This window comes from Pseudomonas sp. E102, from assembly GCF_052660185.1.
Window position 1 is genome coordinate 4428262 of sequence record NZ_CP084025.1, and the last position, 24018, is coordinate 4452279.

Genomic DNA, 24018 nt, shown 5'->3' on the forward strand with positions numbered 1-24018 from the left:
GAAATTTCTGTAGGGTCTAACTGAGTACGGCCTGTAACTCCCTTGCCTATATCTACTGTTCCTTTTGCCCCAAAGGAAACTCAGACAAACGAAATGTCTAACCTATCGACCCGCCATGAAATCAGCTTCCCCTCAAGAAAACCAAAATCCGCCAGAAAAATCTCATCACAGAAGGTCAACCCACTACAGCACAAACAACCACCCCTCAACTCGCCGATAATTCTGTATGAATAGCCTGGACCTTCCCTAAGGACTGAGGGTGTGACATGAGAATTCTCTTGAACAATATACTCACCAAAAACCATGGGCAACAATTCTGCCCGATACACTCGCCCTATCTCAAGCTGATAGGGAAGATAGCTTGCAAAGCAGGTAAGCCGCTGACCACATACAACAATCGAGACTTCCTCTTCTATTTCAGGATTGATGCCATCAACAAGCACTGAATAAATCATGGTACAGGCCTTATAGTTTTATCTTTAGGGTCACCATTCAACATCTTCCAAAAACTCTTACCACTTTCCACATGGATTGTAGTGATGGCACCATCAGAATTAGTTCCTACAAATCCATACTTCGCATCTCCACTGGACGAATTACCCATGAACTGCACGTAGCCAGTTCGCATTTCGCCCTTGTACAGATACTGAACCTTATCCCCGCCTTGCATAATGCCCTTGCCCACCTGCAAATATTCGATAGACGACTTTACCCCAAATTCAGCACCGTGTTTTTCAAAGTGACCAATCAGCTTTGCTTCATCAGCAAAACTAGCCGACCTCACATTTACAGTCGCTTTTGCACCCCCTGTTTCCAGCCACCCCTTCGGCGGATTCTCCCCAAATTTCTTATCCCAATCAGGATCTCCCCGACCAAGCCCCGGCCCATCAGCCCCCTTCGTTATACCATCTGAAGGCCCCTTACCTACAATCCCGACGACCTTACCCGCCGCAGATCCCGCAGCATTCCCGACAGTCCCCAAGGCGATATTCAGCAGCGTCGTTGCGCCACGAACGTACACATCTCCAGACTGTTTATCCCGGCCCTGCTCGTGGCGAATCTTGAAGAGATTATCGCTAATCTCCAGATCAGCCTTATCTTTGTCACTGAGTTCGCTTGCAATCGATTTCGATATTGAATCTTTTGCCGCAGCGATTTTGTCGCCAAACAGCTTGTCGACCACCACGTTCCCGGCGAGACCGACCGCCATTTTGGCGGGTCCCATAACTGCCTGGATCCCCAGACCCAAGAGCTGCGCTTGCGCTACTGGGAGACCGTCCAAGTACGTCTGCAATCGCGCGGTTTCTTGCAGCAGCTTTCTACCCGGCGTATCCACCCGTACGTCTTCGACCATCCTCCACTTTAGGGTGCCATCGGTATCCGTGTACCAAGCCCGAGTGAGAGGCTTTTTCTGCGAATCATTTGATGCACACCCCCCCTTGGCATCGCAGCTTTCTTGCAGCTTGGCGAAGTCTGCAAATCTCTTCGCGAAGCTTTGGATAGCGGCTACATCCTCAGGCTTCAGATCCTTGATAGCACCTGCGTCCTTATCATTGCGAACCAGGTTCTTCGCAACATTCAGCGCAACCTCATCCCCCAACGCAGCCCTAGCGGAAGCAGGCACCTCATCAATTGAAACCCGCTGAGCCTGGATGTTGGTCCAGATCTGCTTGGTGGCCTCCACCGGCCCATTGACCAGCTTGAGAGCATCCTCATAGGCTTTCACGCTGCTATCGGGATAGCTTTTGATGCTGTTCTTCCAAGCCTGCACCGTCCCAGAGGTATCCATCACCGCGTCCACCGAGGATTTGGTGACGTACAAGTCGGTCCGAGACTCATCATCCCTGGTAATTTCGTAGGCCTTGCTCACATCCCGATTGAGCCCAACTGTCGAATCAACCCCGGTTTTAGAATCATTGCGCACCACAACTTCGCCAGCCCCAACGGTGGCGCGGACGGTCTGCTGACGATCCTTCTCATACTCCCAACCGCTGATGCTCCAGCCGTTCTTATCCTTCTCGCCTTTACCGACCTGACTGCTGTCCTGGGCGCCGCCGCCGCTCTGGTAATAGCTGCCACCGACGTTCAGGTAATAACCGTGTTCCTTGTCCTTGCCGGCGATGTCGCTGAAGCCCAGGGTCCCGGTATCCAGTTTGAGGTTGCCGTTATCGGCAGCGATCAAAGCACCGTCCAGCTGGGTGTGATCCTCGGTGCGGATGTCGACCTTGTTTTTGCCGGTGATGCTGGTCTGCTGCTCGACCCAATTTGTCTCACCGGTTGTCTGTCCATACCCCACAGAGCCGCTGACGCCGGCCCCTGGACCAAAGGTCGCTGTGACGCTGAGGTCGAACTCTTTGCCTTTGACTTCGCCGGTGTCAGGCGCCGAGGAGATGTTCAGATCACCGCCGACACGGCCAACGACCTCGTCGCCGCGCAGGGTGGCACCACTGATGTTGGTGTCTTTGCCACTGGTGAAGCCCAGGCGGTTGCCCGCGTAGAGGTAGGCTTCTTGCTGGCGGTTACCTTCGCGATCGAGATTGCCCTTGCCGATGTTCACGCTGACGTAGACACCTACGCCTTGGGAACCGAACGTCAGGCCCGCCTCGCCACCACCGTTGTGTCGATTGCTCTCACTGTCGCTGGCGTTTTGCGCCGACCGGATGTTCAGCTCATTACCTGCATCGAGCGCAATATCTCGCCCAGCCTTGACTTGAGTGCCTACCAAGTTGATGTCGCGGCGGGCGTCCACGTTGAAATCCCTGCCAGCGTCCACCTGGGTGCCAGTCGAACTGCCGTAGACCCCGTCCTCGGTGGCAACGCCGTAGCTGCCACCGACGCCTAGCTTGAAGCCACCACTGGTGCCACCATGAATCCCGCTCCAGCTTTGGCGATAAGTGCTTTCCTGGCTGACACTTCCTTTCGCCACATCCAGCGTGACGTCGCGACCTTTGACATTGATATCCCGCCCGGCCTTTAGCTGACCACCTTTGACCGTGACGTCGTTACCGGCGTCGAGATTCAGGTCGTTGCCCGCATCGAACGTCGACGCGCGATTGGTCTGCTCAATGACCTGCTGGTTACTGGTTTGCGTGCTGTTGCCGAACTTGACGTCGACGGTCGGTCCGTTGACGAATTGGGCAACGGCATCAACACCTTTAAGGGTGCTGGACGCCTTGCTGACGCCGTTCTCGCCTTTCCCTGCGCCGCTGACCGCATTCTTGGTGTTGCCGTAGTTATGATTGAACGAAATGCCGAGCCCACTACGGCTGGCTTCACGTTCCTGCTCGGTCAGTAGGGTTTCACGCGCCGCATCAATGTTGATATTGCGTCCTGCCGTGAAGCCGATGTCACGGGTGGCACGCAGATCGGAACCGGTCTGGTTGATATCGCGCTGAGCGTTGACGGCAAGGTCTTGCCCTGCGCTGATTTGGCTTGCGGCAGCGGTTTGCTGCTCCAGGCGATTCTTTTCCTTGACGCTATCGGAACCCGCAAAAAAACTGATGCCATTAGCATCCGAAGAAACACCGATCCCAGCCTGCTTTTTCTTCTCCCAATCCCGCTCGGAACGGCTGTTCTGCGCCGCCAGGACATTCACATCACGCCCGGCATTCAGGCTGACATTACGCCCAGCCTCGATCCCGCTGCCCACAAGATTGATATCGCGCTCAGCCTGCAAGGTCGCATCACGATCAGCCGTCACTTGGCTGCCGACGCTGGTACTGCGTTGCGCGATCCGGCCCGACTCCTTGGCCGAGGCGAACGACAGGAAGCCCCCCGAGACCGAGAGTCCGGTTTTCTTCTTGTACTGCTCGCTGTGGCTGTAAGCGGCGTCATTGGCCGCGACGAGGTTGATATCGGCGCTGTCCTTGACCAGGCCCGCACGCAGTTCTACGTCATTACCGGCAGTGGTTTCGCTGGCGCGCAAACGCAAGTCGTTGCCGGCGACCAGCACCACATCGTTGCCTGCTTCCAGCTTGCTGGCCACTTGGGAGGCCGTGGTTTTCAGCTCGCTTTTGCCGCTCTTGGACAAGCCGAGGAAACCCGATTTGGTTTTCTTGCTGTAGGACCCGTGTTCTTCGATCCCCGAGAGCACTGCAACATCACCGGTGGCCCCCATTATGAGGTCATTGCCGGCGTTCAACTGGCTGCCGATCACCGTAACGTTGCGACCGCCATCCAACGTGACACCGCCACTGGCCGCTTGGCTGGTGTTGACCGTCAGGTCTTGCCCCGCCTCCACCACTGACTCAACGTTGGTGCTGTGGTAGCTTTCCCTTTGTTCGCTTTTTTTGCGGCCAAACGAGCCTTTGCTTTTCTTCGAATAGAACTCTGCGGCTTCGTCCTTTGCGGACAACAGGCTGATGTCCCGCGTAGCGTCGAGTCCAACATTCCCGGTCGCTTTCAGTTGGCTGGCAACCAGGCTCAGGTCTTGCCCCGCCTGGGCGCGGAGATCACCACCCGACTGGATGATTGACGACTGCTGGCGAACCAGATCGCCGCTGCTTTTGACTTTCTTGCTCTGGGACGAACGATGGCTTTCGTTCGCGGCAGACGCGATGGCGATATCACGCCCTGCACCCAGCGCCAGGGCGCTTTGGGCGATGACGTTGCTGGCGACGACGCGCAGATCCTGCCCGGCCGTCACCTGCAATTCCCGGCCTGAGGTAACGCTGGAACCATTTTGGGTGATGGTTTGGTCCCGGTGCCTGCTCCCCATCGTATTGCTTTCCACCTGCTCGGCAGAGGTGATGTTCATATTTCGGGCTGCGCGCAATGTGGTGTCGTTACCACTCTTGAGCACACCACCAACATTGGCGATATCCCGCCCAGCGCCCGCGCTCAGGTCATGACTCGCCTCGATCCGCGCCCCGCTGTCGGCAAAGTCACGTTGCTCGGTCTTGTAGCCCGTGCTGCTGGCATGCCGGGTGATGGTGCGTTCATTGGTCAAATCACCGGCAACGGCAACAACACTCACGTCACGCCCGGCGATAACCCCGCCAGCCCGGTTAGTAAGATCCTTACTCGCCAACGCATCCAGCCGACCACCCGCTTCCATCAACCCACTGTTGACCAAGCTGTCGCCCGCCGTCGCCCTCAGGTTGCTGGACGCTCGCAAGGTGCCCGCATTGTTCAGGTTCTTACCCGCAATCAGGCTGACGTCTGAGCCCTGAATCAGCGCACCATTCGGCGCCAGACGATGGTTCGCCTGGGCCAGATACAGCACCGGCACCAGCACCTGCTCGTTATTCACCGTCCGAGTTTCCATCCAGACGATGTCATGGGTCAGGGCCGCAACCTGTTCGGCGGTCAGGCTGACGCCCAGGGACAGGTTCAGACTGTCCTTGCTGGCGATGGCGTTGTTCATCAGGTACTTGAACATGCCGTCGTCGGAGGTCTGGCCGTCGAGGAAGCGCTGGCCGGTTCGGGCGATCACGGCTTGCTGGATCAGGCGTTGCTCGTAGAAACCATCGCCCAGACGCTTGGCGGCGGTGTCCGGGTCGTAGCCCAGATTCGACAGCAGGTAATCCGAGCTCATGAAGCGGCGCATGTCGGTCAGCGCCGGGTTGGTCTCGATCAGGTATTTTTGCGGGTTGGCCTGGCACGAGCGGTCCGGCAGGCCACGCACTTGCGTCAGCCCCGCACCTTGGGTTGGCGTGGTCGAGCCGTCGCCGCTCATGCGGAACAGGCCGTTTTGCCCGGTGGGCAAGTCGAAGCCCGGCAGGGCCAGTGGATCGACCTGTTGCTGGGTCAGGCTCGGCGGGAGTTGCCGATTGACGCTGATGCGGGTCGAGAAGGCGTTGTCGGCCTCGGTGTCGGTACGCGGGCCGGCGCCGACGTAGTTGTAGCCGCCACGCACGACGCCGCTGTTGAGGTCGCCTTGGGTAGGAATGTCGATGGCGCCACCGGCCTGGATAATCGCGGCATAGGTTTGGCTGTCGGTGGTGGTTGTATGAGTACGGAACTGCGTCAGCTCACGTTCGGTTCTGCCTATAAAATGGCTCATCGCCGCTTCAAGACCGCTCAGGTCATTGGCGTTGTAGCCTGGGCTCTGCAACCAGTATTTGTTGGTGAAGTCATTGGCGTCTGCGCGCCAGCTACCCGGGCGGCGCGTGCGTTGGGACCTGAAGGTGCGCGAGGTTTCGATCTCGCCAGTCTCGATGCCGATGTTGTCCAGGCTGACGAGATTGGCGGTCAATGCGCCGCCGACGCCGATGCTGCTGCTCCGGTTGGTCAGAGTGTCGCCCTGGATATTCAGGTTGCCGCCGGTGGTGATGCTGGAGGCGGCGCTGGCCGCGGTGACTTCGAACTTGTCGCGCTGGATGATCTGCCAGACGTGGTTTTGCTTGGGGCCGTCGCAATCACCTGGGATGCAGGCCACTTCCCTGATCGAGGCGGTGTAGATGCCTGCGTCATTGATGGCCAAGACCTCGCGGACATTGTCGATGGTGCTGGCCGCCAGGCGCATGTTGCCGTCGCTCTGCAGCGTGCCAGAGCTGTTGAGAATGCGGCTGGCACGGGTGCCGAGGCCGTCGCGATCGATGCTCAGATCACCCAGGCTATAGATATCGGCATAGCGGTTGGTCAGGCTATTGACGCGCAGGCTGGTGTTGCCGCCGCTGAAGATCAATCCGTGTTCGTTGAGCAGGTCGCCGGTCGATACGCCAAGCGCACCGGCACTGCCCAGCGTGCCGTAGTTGTTGAGCGTGGCGGCCGTGACGCTCAGGTCCGCCGCCGAGGTCAGCCGACCGTAGCTGTTGAGGATGCCATCGACCACGACGGTTGTGTTGCCACCGCCAGCGATACTGCCGTTTTGCTCCAGATTGATCAGTGCCGCCTTGAGGCCCAGGGTACCGAGACTGCTCAAGCGACCGTTGCCTGCATAGGCGCCGGTCAGTTGCAGGTCGATCGCCCCGTCGCTGCCGATCAGGCCGTCAACGCGCCAATTGTTGCCACGCCCCACCATTCCATCAGTGCTGAGCAACTGGCCCGTAGCGGTCTGGGTCAACTGGTCGACGTCGATCACCAGGTGCCCGGCCTGGATCGCTGTGGTGTTGGTCCAGCGGTCCGCCTTCACGTTCAAGTTGCCGTAGGTCACCAGGCGGCCACCGGCCTGCCCCAGGTTGGCCTGGCTGATACCGAACAAACCCAGGCCCGTGTGCAACAGCTTGCCACCCACGTTCTGAATGCTGCCGGTTTTCAGGCCCACGTCCTGGCTGGCGGTTTCCAGGGTGCCGTCGATGTTGTCGAACAGGCCTGCAACGTTGAACGTGGTGGTGCTGTTCTTGCCCAGGGTACGCAGTTGGCCTTGCTGGTTGCTCAGGCTGGCGGCGAGGATGTCCAGGCTGTCCTGGCTTTCGATGATGCCTGCGTTGTTGTTCAGTGCCCCCGAAAGGTCAAAGTCGATGAGACTGGCGCTGACTTGCCCGCCGTTGCTGTTGTCCAGATCTCGACCGATGACCTGGACCTTGCCGGTGGCGTAAATACCGCCGTTACGGTTATCGATATCCGCACCGGCATTGTTGATCACGACATCGCCCGCTTGCGCGGCGATGCGTCCGCCATCGTTGAACAATCCGGCCACGGCTTGGAGATTGAGCCCTTGGGCCTGAATCGTGCCGCCTTGGCGATTCAGGTCATAACCGTTCCTAAGTACGCCGGTCGCTCGTGCCTCCAGCGTGGCCTTGACGCTGGCGAGCACGCCGCCACGGTTGTCCAGATTCGTCGCGAAGATACTCAGGTTGGCTTCCTGGGCGATGATGCTGCCGCCCTGGTTATCGATATCGCCCGTGACGTCCACGATCGTCAGGCCGTTGCCTTGCAGCGCGCCCTTGGCGTTATCCAGGTTGCCGGCATGGAGTTCGACACCGGCGGCACGGCTGGCGATCAGGCCCGCGTTGGCGTTGTCGACCTTGCTTGCCGCTCGGATCAACAGGTTGCCATTGGCGGCGACGGTGCCCTTGTTGCGGTTGTCCAAGCTGCCGGTGCGCACGCTCATGACACCTTGGCTGGAAAGCTCGCCGCCCTGGTTGTTGATCGCCCCCGTGTTGGTGATGTCGAGGTTGTTGCCGGCCATGACCAGGCCGGTCAGGTTGTCCAGGCTGCCGAGGACCAGGGTCGCGCTGTTCAGGCTGGACAACTCGCCGGCGCTGTTTTCCAGCCGGCCCAGGTTTGCGGTCAGAATGCCTTGGCTATTGATCAGTCCACCCTGGCTGTTCAGCGCCCGATTGGCCGTCAGGTGCAGCTCGGTGTTGCCGAGGATTCGGCCTTTGTTGCGGTTATCCACAACGTCGGCGACGACCGTGGTCTTGCCCTGCCCACTGAGCGTACCGCCCTGGTTGTTCAGCGCGGCGCTGGTGGTGACAGCCAGGTCACGACTGGCAATGACGGTGCTGCCGCCATTGCTCAGTTGTTTAGCCTTGAGCGTGACATCGCCCACGGTATTGCGGCTGTTATCGGCGTTGACCCCGGCCTCGACAATGCCGTTGTTGGTCAGCGTCCCGCCGCTGTCCAGGTGAATGCTGTCGCGCGCCACCAGGTTTTTCCGGCTGGTCAGGTCACCCTGGGTTCTAACTTCGAGCCGGGTACCGGCGTACACCTGCTCCCGGGCTTCGAGGCTTTTGGCCTGGATATCGACCGCTCCGGCAGCCGCCGTCTCGGCCAGGCTCAAATGCCCATTCGCATCAAGCTGGATATCCCCGCCACTGGCAACCATCTTGCCGTCCAGCTTCACCCCGACACCGGCCTCGGTGCCCACCAGTTTGATCGCGCCGGCGTACATGCCGCCCAGCGCCGAGGAGTCGATGGCCAATTCCGGCTTGGCGCTGCCGTCATCGGCGCGGGCGGTGGCGCTCAACGTGTCGGCGTTGACGTCGTTGCGCCCGGCAACGATGGTCAGACTCTTCGCCTGGATCTCGGCGTTGATCTTGGCGCTGCGGGTGATGATTTCGAAACGGTCGACGTTGTTCGCGTTCAGGCCCGCGCCTTCAATGGCGACGCTGCCCTGATCCACTTGATAGCGGCTCAACTGGCCGTTTTCGATGATCGGCTTGCCCGTGGTCAGGGTCGCTTTTGGCGTATTGATGAAGCCGCAGCCGTTACAGGTGATGCCATACGGGTTCGCGACGATGACGTGGGCCGACTGTCCCGCCACTTCGGTGTAGCCGCGCAACTGGCTGGGGTTGCCGCCGTTGACCTCGTTGAGAATGACTTTGGCCGCCGTGCCCTTGAGGTTCGGGTTGCCGAGGATGATCCCGCCCAGTTGCGTGGGTTGGGCGGGGTTGGTGGCGTTGTTGAGGATCACGCCATTGCTGCCGACGTTGTAGTCGATGAATTTGTTGTGGGACAGGCCGCTGCCGTTGGGCTTGGCGATGTTGACGATGGGCACGCCGTTGCCCGCCTTGCCGAGACTGGTGCCCGGCGCGCTGACGACGATGCCGTCGGCCTGGGCCCACAGCGGTTGCCAGAACATAACGTTGGCCAACAGGAACGCCAGGCCGCGCTTGGGCATGCCCCAGAACGCATCACGGGTTTTCAGGGCAGCAGAAGGCTGGCGGGCCAGGAAGGCGTATTGGCGGTCGTCCATGATCGGGTCTCGTTGCAGCGAATTAAATGGATACGTCGAGGCGGAAGTAGATCGGCGCTTCGCGCTCGGTCAGGGCATCTGGACGTTCCAGGGAATGGGCGAAAGTGATGCTGGCGCTGAGGTTCTCACCGCGGGCGAACAACTCCAGGGAATTGCTCGACATACGTCCGTGCTGATCGCCGTTGTAGCGATCCCCGCGAATGACGCCCTGGTCGTAACCGAGGCTGGTGCCGTATTCGGCGAATACCGGACGCAGCCATTGCAGCGTCACCGGACGGCTCCAGCGCAGGTCATTGCGCCAGTAGCCGCCGCTGTCGCCGGCCAGCGTCTGGTCCTTGTAGCCGCGAATCGAAGACAACCCGCCGAGGCTCATGCGCTGCGGGCTGAACAACGCGTCTTCGCTGCGCTGGCCAGTCATCAGGCTGCTGACGCTGAAGGATTCGCCCCACATCTGGAAGGCTTGCAGGTAGCTGAGGGTGGCGGTGTATTTGCGATAGCGTGCATCCGGCGCGCCAGGCCCAGGGTCGTGGTCGCCTTGCGCATCGAGGGCACCGATGCCGTTTTGCATGCCCAGGTCGAGGTTGACGAAGGCATTGCCGATCCGTCGTCCATGGTTGATGCCGAACTGCGCCTCGCTGATGCGATTGCTGCTCACATCGAGCTTGCTGTCTTCGATGAAGTTGTTGGTGCGCAGGTATGAGAGGCCCGTGTTCAGGGAGGTCTTGCTCACCGCGTCACGGTGCACCACCCGCTCCAGGCGCACCTGATGGTTCTGGCTGTCGCCGCTTTGCTTGAAGTTGAAGCCCTTGGCCTGGCCCAGCGCGCGGTACTCGCTTTCGCTGTAGGTGTAGCTCAGGTTCCACCAGCCAAAGGGCAGGTTGTAATAGAGCATGGCGTTGCGCGAAGTCTTCTGACGATCGCTGATGGCATCGTGGCCACCGCGCAAGGCCAGCTGATCGGCCAGGCCCAAGGGACTGTCCCAGTCCAGGGAGGCTCCCCACTGCTGCTCGCCCGTGCTCTTCTGCCCGTCGTTATGCCGTGACAGGCCGGCGCGCCAGGGTTTCTGCGCGGTGTTCTTGACCAGCACTTCACTGCCGCCGATGTTCTGCCCTGGCGCCAACTCCATCTCCACACGGTTGGATGGCAAACGGTTCAGTTGGTCGACCATTTGCTCGATGTCCCGCAGATTGAGCAGATCGCCCGGCTTGCCGGGAAAGCTCATCGCCAGCTCCCGCTCGGAGAGCCCGCTGTCCTCGGCGCCCTTCAGGCCCTCAAGTCGCCCCTCGACCACCAGCACTTGCAGGTGACCGCTGGACAAGTCCTGTTGGGGCAAATAGGCACGGCTCGTGACCAGGCCCTTTTCCAGGTACGCATCGGTAATGGTCTTGAGCAACTCGTTAAGCTGCGGCACACCCAGGCATTGATTGATGTAGGGGGCAAGCAAGCGTTGGCGCTCGCGCTCGGACAAGGCGTCGGCGCCCTTGAGCTCGATGGTCTTGATGGGAAAACAACGGGTGTCGGCAGGTTTTGTCGGCTGGACCGGCTTTGCTTCCTTGCCTGGCAGGTCCTTGAGTTCTTCGAGGCGTCGACGCTGCTCTTCGAGCAAGCGATTCTGACGCTCGCGGATCAGGTCCGTGTCGCCGGGGGTTGGCGCGGCATAAACAGGGGAAAGCGGAGAAAAAGGCACAGCAACAGCAAAGCCAGGCACAACCTCGCCCAATGGGCGGGTGGAGACATGTTCGATCCCTCGAGCAAGAAGTAGCGTCCAAAAATAGCGGGCGGATACTAAGTAGCCGCCCCGCTGGAGTCAACATTGACTTGGCCCGTTGGGGCTGTTCGTTTGTCATTAGACATTTCCCATATCCAGTAACGAAATAACGCGTCTAAAACACAATCTCCTGCGAAACGGGCTGGCACGTAAAAGGCTAAAAGGAAGATGCCCCAACCTTTTTTGACAGCATCACATTTCAACAGGTTAGAATCGCTGGCACGCAGACTGCATGGTCAGTTTGTGCCTGTCCCTTGATTCCCGGAGTACTGCCTTTGACCGCGACGACCATCAACAGCCTGTTCTTGATCGGCGCGTTGCTGGTGGGTGCGAGCATTCTGGTGAGTTCTCTTTCGTCGCGCCTGGGCATCCCGATCCTGGTGATCATCCTCGCCGTGGGCATGCTTGCCGGCGTCGACGGCGCCGGTATTCTTTTCGATAACTACGCCACGGCGTATCTGGTGGGCAACCTCGCGTTGGCGGTGATCCTGCTGGACGGTGGGTTGCGCACGCGGGTCTCGAGCTTTCGCGTGGCACTGTGGCCGGCGTTGTCGCTGGCCACTGTGGGCGTGTTGATCACCACCGGGCTGACCGGCATGGCCGCCGCGTGGTTGTTCAACCTGAACCTGATCCAAGGCTTGCTGATCGGCGCGATTGTTGGCTCTACCGACGCCGCTGCGGTGTTCTCGTTGCTCGGTGGCAAAGGCCTGAACGAGCGGGTCAGCGCCACCCTGGAAATCGAGTCCGGCAGCAACGACCCCATGGCGGTGTTCCTCACCGTGACCCTGATCGGCATGCTTGCCAGCGGTGAGACCGGGCTGCACTGGAGCCTGCTCGGGCATCTGGTGCGCGAGTTCGGCATCGGCGCGGTGATCGGCCTGGGCGGCGGATGGTTGATGCTGCAGCTGGTCAACCGCATCAACCTGGCCAACGGCCTCTACCCGATCCTGGTCATCAGCGGCGGCCTCGCGGTGTTCGCCCTGACCAACGCCCTGCACGGCAGCGGCTTCCTGGCGGTGTACTTGTGCGGCCTCGTGCTGGGTAATCGCCCGGTGCGCAGCCGCCACGGCATCCTGCACATGCTCGACGGCATGGCCTGGCTCGCCCAGATCGGCATGTTCCTCGTGCTGGGGCTATTGGTCACGCCCCATGACCTGTTGCCCATCGCCTTACCCGCCATGGGCCTGGCGTTGTGGATGATCCTGATCGCGCGCCCGCTGTCGGTCATGGTCGGGCTGTTGCCGTTCAAGGCGTTTCATGGTCGCGAAAAGGCTTTCATTTCCTGGGTCGGCCTGCGGGGCGCCGTACCGATCATCCTAGCGGTGTTCCCGCTGATGGCCGGCCTGCCTCACGCGCAGCTCTATTTCAACCTCGCGTTCTTTATCGTGCTGGTGTCACTGCTGGTACAAGGCACCAGCCTGCCCTGGGTCGCCAAGCTGCTGCACGTGACCGTCCCGCCAGAACCGCTGCCCATTTCCCGGGCGGCGCTGGAAGTACATGTGACGAGCGAGTGGGAACTGTTTATCTACCGCCTCGGTGCGGAAAAGTGGTGCATCGGTTCGCCTCTACGGGACTTGAAAATGCCCGACGGAACGCGCATCGCGGCCCTGTTTCGGGGGCAGCAATTGCTCCATCCGTCGGGTAGTACGGTGCTGGAAGTGGACGATTTGCTCTGCGTGATCGGCCATGAACATGATTTGCCAGCCCTTGGAAAACTGTTCAGCCAGGCACCGCAACGGGGCCTGGATTTGCGCTTCTTCGGCGACTTCGTACTCGAAGGAGACGCCCAGCTGGCCGCGGTTGCCACGCTGTATGGGTTGAAGCTGGACGGCATCGATCCGGACATGACCCTGGGCCGTTTCATTGCCCAGAAAGTCGGCGGTGCACCCGTGGTTGGCGACCAGGTGGATTGGAACAACACCCTGTGGACCGTCGCGGCCATGGACGGGAACAAGATTGGCAAAGTGGGCGTCAGATTCCCCGAAGGAAGTCGCCCGGGTCCCGGCTTGTTCCTCTAAACTGCTCCCACTCTCATTTGCTTGACCGGTCTCTATGCCTACCCTGCGCTCCTTATTCGCCATCGCCCTGCTCGGCCTGGGTCTTTCCATCTGCACGGTCCAGGCCGCTGAGCCGCCGACCAGCACCTCGGTCCAGGCCAGCCTGGACAAGATCGCCGACCGCAAGCTCCCGGAAGCCGACCAGAAAGCCTTGCAGGCCGTGTTGCAAAACACCCTGACCCAGTTGACCAACAAGGCCGACTACGAACAGAAACTGCTCGCCCTCAAGCAGCAACTGGCCAACGCGCCCAAACAGAACATCGAGAACCAGCGCGAACTGGCGCGGCTCAAGGGCACCAATGTGGTGCCGGTGGCGCAACGCTACGCCAACCTGCCGATTCCCCAGCTAGAGCAAATGCTGACGGAACGCTCTACCCAGCAGAGCGATCTACAAAAGGCCCTGGCCGACGCCAACAGCCTGGTCATCACCGCCCAGACCCGCCCCGAGCGCGCCCAGGCGGAAATCTCCGCCAGCCAGACCCGAATCCAGCAGATCAACGCCATCCTCAAGGCCGGACGGGATGCGGGCAAGGCGCTGAGCGCCGAGCAGCGCGACCAGCTCAATGCGGAACTGGCGGCCCTCAACGCGCTGATTCCACTGCGCCGCCAGGAGCTGGCCGGCAACAGCCAACTGCAAGACCTGGGCAATAGCCAGCACGATCTGCTTTCGGAAAAGATCGACCGCATGGAGCGGGAAATCCAGGACCTGCAGAACCTGATCAACCAGAAACGCCTGGCCCAGTCCCAGGAAACGGTGACGCAGCAATCCATCGAAGCGCAGAAAGCCGGCGGCAGCAGCCTGCTGGCGACCGAAAGCACGGCCAACCTCAAGCTTTCCGATTATCTGCTCAAGAGCACCGACCGCCTCAACGAGGTCACCCAGCAGAACCTGCAGACCAAGCAACTGCTGGACAGCGTCACCCAGACCGATGCCGCCCTGGACGAGCAGATCAGCGTGCTCAAGGGCAGCCTGCTGCTCTCCAAGATTCTTTACAAGCAGCGCCAGACCTTGCCGCGCCTGAAGCTGGACCAGAACCTGGCCGACCAGATCGCCGACATCCGCCTGTATCAGTTCGAAGTCAGCCAGCAACGTGAATTGCTGAACAATCCCGCAGCCTACGTCGACAACCTGCTGGCGTCCCAGCCCTCCGAGCAGGTCACCCCACAGCTGCGCAAGACCCTGCTTGAACTGGCCCTGACCCGGGTCGACCTGCTGGACCGCCTGAACCGTGAATTGAGCGCGGTGCTCAACGAGTCCATCACGCTGCAGCTCAACCAGAAACAACTGCTCAGCACCGCACAGAATCTGCGGGCCACCCTTGAAGAACAGATGTTCTGGATTCCCAGCAACAAACCGCTGGATTTCGAGTGGATGCGTGGCGTGCCGGCCCGCCTGGAAAAACAAGTCGATTCGCTGCCCTGGGCCTCGAGCCTCAGCGAACTGGCTGACGGCCTGACCCAGCGGCCGCTGCTGTTCCTGCCCCTGGCGCTGTTGATCGGCGCGCTGCTGTGGCGCCGCAAGAATCTCTATGCGCGCCTGAACAAGGTTCACCAGGATGTCGGCCACTTCAAGCGCGACAGCCAGTGGCACACACCCCAGGCGATCCTGATCAACATCCTTTTGGCCATGCCGGTGGCGCTGGCGCTTGCCTTGTGCGGCTACGCCTTGCAGATCGACGCCCGCGGCCAGAACACCAACCTCGGCGCGGCCTTGCTACAGATCGGGCAGGCCTGGCTGGTGTTTTACACCGCCTATCGAATCCTCTCGCCAGGCGGCGTTGCCGAGCTGCATTTCCGCTGGGAAAAACCCCAGGTCGAATTTCTCCAGGGCTGGATCCGTCGGCTCGGGCTGGTGGTATTGGCCTTGGTGGCCGTGGTGGCCGTGGCGGAGTTGCAGCCGTCAGCCCTGGCCGATGACGTACTCGGCATGCCGGTGGTGCTGACCTGCTACGCCTCGATGGCCTGGCTACTCAGCCGGCTGTTGCTCAGCAGTCCGACGCACAAGAACACATCGCTGTTCCGCAAGGCCGTCGGCGTGCTGTTCACCGCATTGCCGATCGCGCTTTTCGTCGCCGTCTGCTTCGGCTACTACTACACCGCGCTGAAACTCAGCGACCGCTTGATCAACACGCTGTACCTACTGATGTTCTGGCTGGTGATCGAGGCCACCTTCGTGCGTGGCCTCTCGGTCGCGGCGCGGCGCCTGGCCTACCAGCGTGCCCTGGCCAAGCGCCAGGCGGCCAAGGAGGTCGGCGACGGCGAAGCGGTGGTCGAGGAACCGACCCTGGACATCGAAAAGGTCAACGAACAGTCCCTGCGCCTGATCCGCCTGGCCCTGCTGGGCGGTTTCATGGCCGCGCTGTACTGGGTCTGGTCGGACCTGATCAGTGTGTTCTCCTACCTGGACAACATCACCCTCTACGAATACACCAGCGGCACCGGCGCCAACATGAGCATGGTGCCCATCAGCATCGGCGACATGCTCGGGGCACTGATCATCATCGGTATCACCTTCGCGTTGGCCCGCAACCTGCCGGGCCTGTTGGAAGTGTTCGTGCTGTCGAAGCTGAACCTGGCCCAGGGCAGCGCGTATGCCACCACGACCTTGCTGTCCTACGTGATCGCCGGCGTCGGCTTCGTCACGACGCTGTCCACCCTGGGTGTGAGCTGGGACAAGCTGCAATGGCTGGTGGCGGCGCTGTCGGTAGGCTTGGGCTTCGGCATGCAAGAGATCTTCGCCAACTTCATCTCCGGCATCATGATCCTGTTCGAGCGCCCGGTGCGCATCGGCGACACCATCACCATCGGTAACCTGTCGGGCACCGTGAGCAAGATCCGCATTCGCGCGACCACCATCACCGATTTCGACCGCAAGGACATCATCGTCCCGAACAAGACGTTCATCACCGGGCAGTTGATCAACTGGTCGTTGACCGACACCGTCACCCGGGTGACCCTGAAATTGGGCGTGGACTACGGCTCGGACCTGGACCGAGTGCGCGAGTTGCTGCTCAAGGCCGCTCGCGATAACCCCCGCGTGCTGAAGGAACCGGAGCCGATCGTGTACTTCCTGAACTTCGGTGAAAGCACCCTGGACCATGAGCTGCGCATGCACGTGCGCGACCTCGGTGATCGAAACCCGGTGCTGGACGAGATCAACCGATTCATCAACAGGGAATTCAAGAAGGAGCACATCAACATCTCCTTCCGGCAGATGGAAATCTACTTGAAGAACCTGCAAGGCCAGGAATACAAGCTCGTGCCTGCCGAGCCTGACAAAAAGACCATCACGCCCGTGCCTTCAACGGTCGCCAGCATCAAGCCGATGCCCGAGCCTCCGCAAGGCACCCTCGACTGACAGCGGGTTGCCTGCGGGCGGCCCGTCGGAGACGGCCATGAAAACGCTGGAAACGCTGACCTTCGATAACCGCTTCGCCCGCCTGGGCGACGGTTTCTCGGCCCATGTGCTGCCCGAGCCCATCGACAACCCGCGGCTGGTGGTTGCCAGCCCGGCGGCCATGGCGCTGCTGGACCTGGAGCCGGCAGAAGCCGAGACATCGCTGTTCGCCGAGATCTTTGGCGGCCACAAGCTGTGGGCCGAAACCGAGCCCCGGGCGATGGTGTACTCAGGGCATCAATTCGGTCACTACAACCCGCAACTGGGCGACGGCCGCGGGTTGCTGCTGGGCGAGGTGTACAACGAGGCCGGCGAGCACTGGGACCTGCACCTCAAGGGCGCCGGCCAGACGCCGTTCTCCCGGATGGGCGACGGGCGCGCGGTGCTGCGCTCTTCGATTCGCGAATTCCTCGCCTCCGAGGCCCTGCACGCCTTGGGCATCCCCACCACCCGCGCGTTGTGCGTGATCGGCTCCGACACCCCGGTGTGGCGCGAAAAGCAGGAGCGCGCCGCCATGGTGCTGCGCCTGGCCCCCAGCCATGTGCGCTTCGGACACTTCGAATATTTCTACTACACCAAGAAGCCGGAGCTGCATGCCGCCTTGGCCGAGCACGTGCTGAACCTGCATTTTCCGCAATGCCGGGAGCAGCCCGAGCCCTACCTGGCGATGTACCGCGAGATCGTCGAGCGCAACGCCGAACTGATTGCGAAATGGCAGGCCTATGGTTTCTGCCATGGCGTGATGAACACCGACAACATGTCGATCCTGGGCATCACCTTCGATTTCGGGCCGTTCGCCTTCCTTGATGACTTCGACGCCAACTTCATCTGCAACCATTCCGATGACCAGGGCCGTTACTCGTTCAGCAACCAGGTGCCCATCGGCCAGTGGAACCTCAGCGCCCTCGCCCAAGCCCTGACGCCTTTTATCAGCGTCGATGCCCTGCGCGAGACCCTTGGCTTGTACCTTCCCCTGTACCAGGCCCACTACCTGGACCTGATGCGCCGCCGCCTCGGCCTGACCGTCGCCGAAGAAGAGGACCAGAAACTGGTGGAGCGCCTGCTGCAACTGATGCAGAACAGCGGCGTCGACTACAGCCTGTTCTTCCGCCGGCTGGGCGACCAGGCTCCGGAACAAGCCGTCGCCGCCTTGCGCGACGACTTCGTCGATCTCAAGGGTTTCGATGCCTGGGCCGAGCTGTACGTCGCCCGCGTCAACCGCGAGGGCCCGGTCGACCAGGACCAGCGCCGCGTTCGCATGCACGCCGTCAATCCGCTCTACGTGCTGCGCAACTACCTGGCCCAGAAAGCCATCGACGCCGCCGAGTCAGGCGATTACGAAGAAGTCCGCCGCCTGCACAGCGTGCTGAGCAATCCTTTTGAAGAACAATCGTGGATGGGCAGCTACGCCGAGCGGCCGCCGGAATGGGGCAAGCATCTGGAGATCAGTTGCTCGTCGTAACCCTCCCGCCAAACACATAACCCTGTGGCGAGGGAGCTTGCTCCCGCTGGGCTGCGAAGCGGCCCCAGAATGGACTGACGCGCTTTTTCAGACTGACCGCGTCAACCGGTTTTACGACGGCTGCGCCGCCGAGCGGGAGCAAGCTCCCTCGCCACGGGTGAAAGATTGACTGGGCGAAGGTCAACGCAGCCTGCTCATCCCGCCTTATCGTTCCCCTGTTCGGGCGTCTCGATGCCTGATTCTGGCTCTTCCCCAGCCGGCGCTGCCGGTTTTTCCTCCGGATAGCCGGGCATTCCATGCGCGTCTTCCGGGGTCAATTCGTCCCGATCGTGACGACTGTCAACGGCATAGGCCGGGGCGGCGTTGGGGTCTTCGTCGCGGCCAGCGGTGCCCAGGACGAAGCCATCATCGTTGGGGTTGTCCAGTGTCTTGGGGGTGGTTGGGTCTTGAGGGATGCTCATGGGACCTCCTGGTTGTGATCAGGTATGGTTTTGAGGGCGCGGCGCGCCGTCAGTGCGGCGCACCTGATGAATGGCAACCCGAGGCCAATGCACTAAGCCATATCACTGTGGCTGAATTCCTCGGCCAGGAAATCGATCAACGTGCGCACCGACGGTAGCAACCCACGCCGCGACGCAAAGATTGCATGAACAATCCCGCATTTCGGCGTCCAGCCGGGGACCAACTCCACCAGACGCCCGGCGGCGATGTCTTCGCGCACCACCACGGTCGGCAGGTGAGCGACACCAATGCCAGCCAGCACCGCGTGCCGCAGGGCCAGCAGGTCATCGGTGACCATGCGCGGCTCATGTCGGATCAACGCTCGGGTGCCATCCGGCCCGAACAACTCCCACTGATACTCCCGTTGCGCACCGCCCCAATGCACGCTGGGCAGGCCGTTAAGGTCCGCCGGTGAAGCCGGCGAAGACAATCGCTCTACAAATGCAGGGCTGCCCACCAGGCATTGGGTGCTGTTGCTCAGTACCTTCATGACCATGTCGGTGTTTTCCAGCGGCGGAAAGCGCACCCGCAGCGCTATATCGAACCCCTCGTGGATCAGGTCGACTCGGCGGTTGGTGCTCTCGATGAACAACTCCACCCGCGGATATTTGAGCATGTAGCGGGTCAGCATCGGCCCGACCCAGCTGTTGAGCAGCGCCGTCGGGCAACTGATGCGCACCAGGCCCTGGGGCTCGGAGCGGTTGCGCTCGATCACCTCGGCGGCGCTCTCGGCCTCGACACGCATCGCCAGGCAGCGCTGGTAATAGGCCTGGCCGATCTCGGTCAAGGTGCAATGCCGGCTGGTGCGATGGAGCAAGCGCACCCCTAGCCGCTCTTCCAACTGGGCGATACGCCGGCTGAGCTTTGACTTGGGTATGTCCAGCGCCCGGCCCGCTGCGGCGAATCCACGGTGCTCAACCACCTGGGTGAAGTAGTACAGCGTGTTGAGGTCTTCGATGATCGTTCTCCAAATAGAACGCTAAGGCTGATTTTTGCAGTCTAGCGCGTCAAAGGTGCCAGTTTTAACCTACACACATCGAAACGCAACACGGATTTGAAGCCGGCGCTTCGGCCAGATGAATCCCGAATAAACGCTGTACCGACATTAAAAACCTTAACCACGCCGAACCTTCGGCAACCAAAACTTAATGAGGGCTACGCCATGACCACTTCCTACAACCGTCTCGACAAAGATAACGCCGCCGTTCTGCTGGTGGACCACCAGGCTGGCCTGCTGTCGCTGGTACGCGACATCGACCCGGACCGTTTCAAGAACAACGTGCTGGCCCTGGCGGACCTGGCCAAGTACTTCGAGCTGCCGACCATCCTCACCACCAGCTTCGAAACCGGCCCCAACGGCCCGCTGGTACCCGAGCTCAAGGCCCTGTTCCCGGACGCGCCGTACATTGCCCGCCCAGGCCAGATCAACGCCTGGGACAACGAAGACTTCGTCAAGGCAATCAAGGCCACCGGCAAGAAGCAACTGATCATCGCCGGCGTAGTGACTGAAGTTTGCGTAGCTTTCCCAGCACTGTCCGCCCTGGCCGAAGGTTTCGATGTGTTCGTGGTCACCGATGCCTCCGGCACGTTCAACGAACTGACCCGCCAATCGGCCTGGGACCGCATGTCCTCCTCGGGTGCGCAATTGATGACCTGGTTCGGCCTGGCCTGTGAACTGCACCGCGACTGGCGCAACGACGTGGAAGGCCTGGCAACCTTGTTCTCCAACCACATCCCGGATTACCGCAACCTGATGACCAGCTACAACACGCTGACCCAGGCCAAATAATCAGCAACACCGATACCCTGCGGGAGCGAGCCTGCTCGGGATAGCGGTCTGCCAGTCCAGGATTCCTGACTGCACACCGTCATCGCGAGCAGGCTCACTCCCACAGGTTTTTGTGTTGGTTTCTATATAGTGTCCAACCTGAGTAACCAAATTCCAGGAGACGACCCGATGCTCATCCCGTGCCCCCATTGCAACGGGCTCAACCGCATACCCGCCGAACGCCTGGGCGACCAGCCCAAGTGCGGGCGCTGCAAGGCCCAGGTGTTATCGAGCAAACCCTTCGAACTCAAGCAAGGCGACTACGCCAGCCAGATCAAGGGCGACCTGCCGTTATTGATAGATGTCTGGGCGGATTGGTGCGGCCCGTGCAAATCCTTCGCGCCAGTGTTCGAACAGGCCGCCGCGCAGCTGGCCGGCAAGTGCCGGTTGGCCAAGCTCGATAGCGAAGCCAATCAACAATTGTCGGCGCAGTTGGGGATTCGCTCGATACCCAGCCTGATCCTGTTCAAGGACGGCCGAGAAGTAGCACGCCAAAGCGGCGCGTTCCCCTTGCCGCAGTTGATGAGCTGGCTGCGCGGCCAGGGGATTTGAATCAGGCGTTTTCCAGCAACCCATGCAACTCCACGAACTGCTGGGTCAGTTTATGCCGTGGGTCCAGGTGGATCAGTGGCAGGCTCGCCTGGTGAGACTCACGCATGCGCACGGAGCTGCTCAGGTAAACGGGCAGCACCGGCAAGCCTTCGGCGATCAATTCGTCGAGTATCTGCTGGGGCAGGCTGGCGCGGGCCTGGAACTGGTTGACGACAATGCCTTCGATTTCCAGTTCTTCATTGTGATCGTCCTTGAGCTCGGCGATTTCCGACAGCAGGCCATACAGTGCCTGGCGGGAGAAACTGTCACAGTCGAAAGGAATCAATACCCGATCTGCCGCGATCAACGCTGAAACCGCGTAGAAGTTGAGGGCCGGCGGAGTATCCAGATAGATCCGGTCGTAATCCTCGTCCAGCTCTTCGAGCAGCTTGCGTAGCTTGTTGATCTTGTGTTTTGCCTCGAGCTTGGGCTGCAGATCGGTCAGTTCTGCGGTGGCCGTGATGACGTGCAGGTTGTCGAAGGGCGTTTCGTAGATATCGACCCTGTTCTTTTTCGAGAAAGGCCCCGACGACAGGGTCTGCTTGAAGAAATCCGCGATGCCCACGGGAATGTCATCGCCGGTCAAGCCGGTCAGGTATTGAGTGGAGTTGGCCTGGGCATCCAGGTCGACCAATAGCGTGCGATACCCCTCGCTGGCGCTGACCGCCGCCAGATTACAGGCGATGCTGGACTTGCCTACGCCACCTTTCTGATTGAACACCACACGCCGCATGACAAAACCTCCGTGTATCAAAGATTCCCGAGTGTAGTAGCGCAACACACCGCTTCGCTACCTTCCCCATGATCGGATTACGGCGTCGGTGGCTTTTTCAGACAACCGAGCGTCAATTCGCCTGTATATGAAGGAAGCGCCTGACAGACAATCACTTTTTAACCGTCACAATGGCGGTCCCGTGTTGGGTCTGGTTCCTTGATGATTTTGCCTGGACGAAATGTAACCAGTATTTGCTACAAGCCAACCGCACCGGGATAATGCGCGCCACTTGGGTCGCAAGGCCATGCAGGGTTGGACGCGGGTCAAACCACTGAACCGTGACAATAAAAGCCCGCAGGGGTGGGATGAGTCTGTGATCAATTTCAATATCGCCCAATGGCGCGCGTGGGCCCCTGGGCTCGAAAGCGTGGACGATTGGCAGGCATGGAGCCGACAACCGGTCGTGCCGCCCGTCAGCGATGCGGCCCCTGACGTGTCGTTCCTGCCCGCCATGCAACGCCGACGCCTCAGCCGCCTGGCCCGCATGGCCTTCAGTGTCGCCTGGCCGCTGGCCGAGGGGCGACCGGACCTACCGTTGGTCTTTATTTCCCGCCATGGCGAAACCCCGCGCACTTTTGAGATTCTCAAGGACCTGGCCGGGGATCAACCGCTGTCTCCTACCCAGTTCAGCCTGTCGGTGCACAACGCGGTGATTGGCTTGTGGTCGATCATGCGCGGCGAAACCAGCGAGATGACGGCCCTGGCCGCGACGGGCGATGGCCTTGAACACGGCATGCTGGAGGCCGCCGCCTTGCTCGACGAGGGCACGCCAGCGGTGTTGCTGGTCATCACCGAAGAGCAACCGCCCAGCGTCTACGCGCCTTGGGTCGACGACGTACCGTTTCCCTACGCAGTGGGGCTGTTGCTGACCCGTGGCGACGACTGGCAACTGCAATTAGCCAATCCGCCGGCCCCGCTGCCGGTCAGCGACTGGCCCCATGCTCTGGATCTGTTGCGTACGCTGCTGGGCAACCAACTCACCTGCCAACATGCCTGGAAGAATCGTCTATGGACCTGGCAACGCAACCGGTGACCGGTAAACATCGCGACGCCTACTACTGGCGCTTGTTCGCAACCGCCGCAAGCTTCGCTCTCTTCGGGCTGGGTGGGCTGTGCCTGCGGTTGCTGGTGTTTCCGTTGCTCAACGCGCTGCCCGGCGACTCGCAGACCCATCGGCAGCGAGCCCGTAGAACAGTCGGGCGCCTGTTCTGGTTCTTCATTCGATTCATGGCCCGCACCGGTGTGCTCACCTATCAGATCGATGGCGCGGAGAAACTCGGCCGCCCGGGGCAGATGATCATCGCCAACCACCCGTCGCTGATCGACGTGGTGTTCCTGATCGGGCTGGTGCGCGACGCCAACTGCGTGGTCAAGCAAAGCCTGTGGGACAACCCTTTCACCCGTGGCCCACTGCGCTCGACCCAATACATCAGCAACGACGGCAGCATGGACATGCTCGATGCCGCCAGCAACGCCCTGCAGGATGGCCAATGCCTGATTGTTTTCCCCGAAGGCACGCGCACCCAGCCGGGCCAAGCGCCGGCCTTTCATCGAGGCGCCGCCGCCATTGCCCTGCGGGGTGCGAAAATCCTCACACCGGTGACGATCAAGGTCAGCCCCACGACCTTGACCAAGGCCGAGCCCTGGTACCGCATCCCCCTGCGCCGCGTGCACTTCAGTTTTCGCGTCGGTGCCGATATAGACCCACAGGCTTTCGCCGCGCTGGGCCCCGCGCCACAGGCTTCACGCCGGCTTAACGATTATTTGCATCACTATTTCATCAAGGAGCTCGCCGAAGATGAGCGATCTGCACCGTGACATCAAACAACTGATCATCGAGGCCCTCGGCCTGGAGGACATCGGTATCGACGACATCGGCGACGATCAGATCCTGTTCGGCGACGGCCTTGGCCTGGACTCGGTGGATGCCTTGGAGCTTGGCCTGGCGATTCAGAAAAAATATGGCATCAAGATCGACGCCGATGCCAAGGACACCCGTAACCATTTCAGCAACGTGGCAAGCCTTGCGGCCTTCGTCACTGCAAAAAGCGCCTGA

Annotated in this window: 14 protein-coding genes; 8 read left to right on the forward strand and 6 right to left on the reverse strand. The window is 60.8% G+C overall.

Annotated elements, in window-relative coordinates:
• Window positions 1-80: 80 nt before the first annotated feature.
• Genes DOCECA_RS20065 through DOCECA_RS20075 form a run of 3 tightly spaced genes read right to left on the reverse strand, consistent with a single transcriptional unit; the run spans window position 81 to window position 11270 of the window.
• Complete coding sequence (locus DOCECA_RS20065; protein WP_445570976.1) at window positions 81-455, reverse strand: hypothetical protein; 375 nt, start codon at window positions 453-455, stop codon at window positions 81-83.
• Entirely contained in the window at window positions 452-9583 is a 9132-nt protein-coding gene (locus DOCECA_RS20070; RefSeq protein ID WP_445570977.1) for a hemagglutinin repeat-containing protein, read from the reverse strand. Before DOCECA_RS20070 ends, DOCECA_RS20065 begins: the two co-directional genes overlap by 4 nt.
• Window positions 9584-9605: 22 nt before the next feature.
• Window positions 9606-11270: a ShlB/FhaC/HecB family hemolysin secretion/activation protein gene (locus DOCECA_RS20075; protein ID WP_445570978.1), complete on the reverse strand. Its 1665-nt coding sequence runs from the start codon at window positions 11268-11270 to the stop codon at window positions 9606-9608.
• 356 nt (window positions 11271-11626) lie between these two features.
• Between DOCECA_RS20075 and DOCECA_RS20080 the strand changes: the two genes are divergently transcribed.
• From DOCECA_RS20080 to selO, 3 genes are read left to right on the forward strand one after another with little or no spacing between them, the layout of a single operon-like run.
• On the forward strand, window positions 11627-13369 hold the full coding sequence (locus tag DOCECA_RS20080; RefSeq protein WP_420767093.1) for a potassium/proton antiporter: 1743 nt from the start codon (window positions 11627-11629) through the stop codon (window positions 13367-13369).
• Window positions 13370-13403: 34 nt separating this feature from the next.
• On the forward strand, window positions 13404-16766 hold the full coding sequence (mscK, locus tag DOCECA_RS20085; protein ID WP_420767092.1) for a mechanosensitive channel MscK: 3363 nt from the start codon (window positions 13404-13406) through the stop codon (window positions 16764-16766).
• Between the two features lie 37 nt (window positions 16767-16803).
• Complete coding sequence (gene selO / locus DOCECA_RS20090) at window positions 16804-18267, forward strand: protein adenylyltransferase SelO (protein WP_445570979.1); 1464 nt, start codon at window positions 16804-16806, stop codon at window positions 18265-18267.
• Window positions 18268-18461: 194 nt separating this feature from the next.
• Here the strand turns inward: selO and DOCECA_RS20095 are convergent, their stop codons facing one another.
• On the reverse strand, window positions 18462-18728 hold the full coding sequence (locus DOCECA_RS20095; RefSeq protein ID WP_434649189.1) for a hypothetical protein: 267 nt from the start codon (window positions 18726-18728) through the stop codon (window positions 18462-18464).
• Window positions 18729-18820: 92 nt separating this feature from the next.
• On the reverse strand, window positions 18821-19726 hold the full coding sequence (locus DOCECA_RS20100) for a LysR family transcriptional regulator (protein WP_434564158.1): 906 nt from the start codon (window positions 19724-19726) through the stop codon (window positions 18821-18823).
• Window positions 19727-19930: 204 nt separating this feature from the next.
• Here DOCECA_RS20100 and ycaC point away from each other — a divergent pair, with 204 nt between their 5' ends.
• On the forward strand, window positions 19931-20557 hold the full coding sequence (gene ycaC / locus DOCECA_RS20105) for an isochorismate family cysteine hydrolase YcaC (RefSeq protein WP_420767089.1): 627 nt from the start codon (window positions 19931-19933) through the stop codon (window positions 20555-20557).
• Window positions 20558-20725: 168 nt separating this feature from the next.
• Window positions 20726-21148, forward strand: a complete 423-nt coding sequence (trxC, locus tag DOCECA_RS20110; RefSeq protein WP_420767088.1) for a thioredoxin TrxC — start codon at window positions 20726-20728, stop codon at window positions 21146-21148.
• Window position 21149: 1 nt separating this feature from the next.
• Here trxC and DOCECA_RS20115 read toward each other — a convergent pair whose 3' ends face one another.
• Window positions 21150-21920 carry a ParA family protein gene (locus DOCECA_RS20115; RefSeq protein WP_434561032.1) on the reverse strand — a complete coding sequence of 257 codons (771 nt, stop codon included), beginning with the start codon at window positions 21918-21920 and terminating at the stop codon, window positions 21150-21152.
• A 355-nt stretch (window positions 21921-22275) separates the two neighbouring features.
• Between DOCECA_RS20115 and DOCECA_RS20120 the strand changes: the two genes are divergently transcribed.
• From DOCECA_RS20120 to DOCECA_RS20130, 3 genes are read left to right on the forward strand one after another with little or no spacing between them, the layout of a single operon-like run.
• Window positions 22276-22995, forward strand: a complete 720-nt coding sequence (locus DOCECA_RS20120) for a beta-ketoacyl synthase chain length factor (RefSeq protein ID WP_420767086.1) — start codon at window positions 22276-22278, stop codon at window positions 22993-22995.
• Window positions 22971-23780: a lysophospholipid acyltransferase family protein gene (locus tag DOCECA_RS20125; RefSeq protein ID WP_420767085.1), complete on the forward strand. Its 810-nt coding sequence runs from the start codon at window positions 22971-22973 to the stop codon at window positions 23778-23780. The genes DOCECA_RS20120 and DOCECA_RS20125 overlap by 25 nt, the downstream gene beginning before the upstream one ends.
• Complete coding sequence (locus tag DOCECA_RS20130; RefSeq protein ID WP_420767084.1) at window positions 23761-24018, forward strand: phosphopantetheine-binding protein; 258 nt, start codon at window positions 23761-23763, stop codon at window positions 24016-24018. Before DOCECA_RS20125 ends, DOCECA_RS20130 begins: the two co-directional genes overlap by 20 nt.

Coding starts and splice junctions, on each gene's coding strand:
- DOCECA_RS20065 (WP_445570976.1), bottom strand. CDS start 455: ATGATTTATTCAGTGCTTGTTGATGGCATCAATCCTGAAATAGAAGAG.
- DOCECA_RS20070 (WP_445570977.1), bottom strand. CDS start 9,583: ATGGACGACCGCCAATACGCCTTCCTGGCCCGCCAGCCTTCTGCTGCC.
- mscK (WP_420767092.1), top strand. CDS start 13,404: ATGCCTACCCTGCGCTCCTTATTCGCCATCGCCCTGCTCGGCCTGGGT.
- selO (WP_445570979.1), top strand. CDS start 16,804: ATGAAAACGCTGGAAACGCTGACCTTCGATAACCGCTTCGCCCGCCTG.
- DOCECA_RS20095 (WP_434649189.1), bottom strand. CDS start 18,728: ATGAGCATCCCTCAAGACCCAACCACCCCCAAGACACTGGACAACCCC.
- ycaC (WP_420767089.1), top strand. CDS start 19,931: ATGACCACTTCCTACAACCGTCTCGACAAAGATAACGCCGCCGTTCTG.
- trxC (WP_420767088.1), top strand. CDS start 20,726: ATGCTCATCCCGTGCCCCCATTGCAACGGGCTCAACCGCATACCCGCC.
- DOCECA_RS20115 (WP_434561032.1), bottom strand. CDS start 21,920: ATGCGGCGTGTGGTGTTCAATCAGAAAGGTGGCGTAGGCAAGTCCAGC.
- DOCECA_RS20125 (WP_420767085.1), top strand. CDS start 22,971: ATGGACCTGGCAACGCAACCGGTGACCGGTAAACATCGCGACGCCTAC.
- DOCECA_RS20130 (WP_420767084.1), top strand. CDS start 23,761: ATGAGCGATCTGCACCGTGACATCAAACAACTGATCATCGAGGCCCTC.